General features: G+C 47.3%; 1 protein-coding gene. It reads right to left on the bottom strand.

Going from position 1 to position 1005, the window contains the following annotated elements:
* Window positions 1-967: hypothetical protein (locus KDK16_RS06030; RefSeq protein WP_257275168.1), on the bottom strand; the 967-nt coding region annotated here is incomplete at its 3' end.
* Window positions 968-1005 lie beyond the last annotated feature (38 nt).

Raw genomic sequence — 1005 nt, 5'->3', positions numbered from 1 at the left:
CGTGTAACTGGTTTTCACCACTGGCGACAGTGACTATGGATTTTTCTGTGATGCTTATAACCTCTGAAGATTTTTCAGCCCTTGCAATGGAGACTTCCGAAGTCGTTGCTTCCGATATAACAGGTCTGGGTGCTCCTGACGAAGCCAAAGGCTCTAAAGGCGGTGCCGAAAATCCAACAAATAAACGCTGAAAAAACGTCCGGATGACTGCCGGTGAAGTATATTGAGCCAGATCGTGAAGCATGGTTTTATGGTTACGATCGGTCTGATTTAAATCCTCAGCGACTATCGGTAAATGGAATTGTTGTAACAGGTCGAGCAGGGTTTCTTCCGTTCCGAAACGAATCATGAAACGGAACAGAGTCAGAGTATTGTCCATTAAAGGTGTTCCCGGTACCTGCCCTCTGTAGTGAGCGCACTGACTTTGGGTATGGCTTTGTAGCATTATCTGGCGAGCTTGAACGGTACCGGCAGTGGGACTGAATTGTTGACACCGGTCGCATGTTAGCCAGTGCCTTTCTGCGTGAGGCAGTATTTCCTGAAGCGCAAGCCCGCTTTGTTGGCAATCCAGACAAGATAGCCTTAAACCAGCTTCTGACGCAGGCCTGTCCAGATTCGCTAACACCTGTCGTTTGCTGACGTGATATTCGGTTTGGAGCAGTCTGATGGTGTAATACTCAACATCCCCGGACAATGCATTATGAGTGTCATCGGTAGGTTTGTTATCAGGTTCTGGATAATTCTGTTCTGGCTGGTCTTGTTTTTTTTCATTGTTGTGTGTCTGGCGACCTGAATCACTCTGTTTGTTGTCTTTAGCCACTGCGGGATTTGGTGAAGTTGGGCTTTCGGAGTTTCCCAGCTGTATGGTTTCGGGGGATGTCTGAGCCTTGGTCTGTCTTTCAAAAGTGCGTTCCAGTTCCGAGTATTCAAACTCAAGACTGAACTCAGTGTCTGGTAGTTCCAACACGATAGCCAGTTGCTTTCGGAGGGATTTAAGGATTTCTT

Source organism: Endozoicomonas sp. SESOKO4 (genome assembly GCF_024606275.1).
Note: the sequence above shows the minus strand (reverse complement) of the source record. Positions and strands in the feature narration are given on the sequence as shown.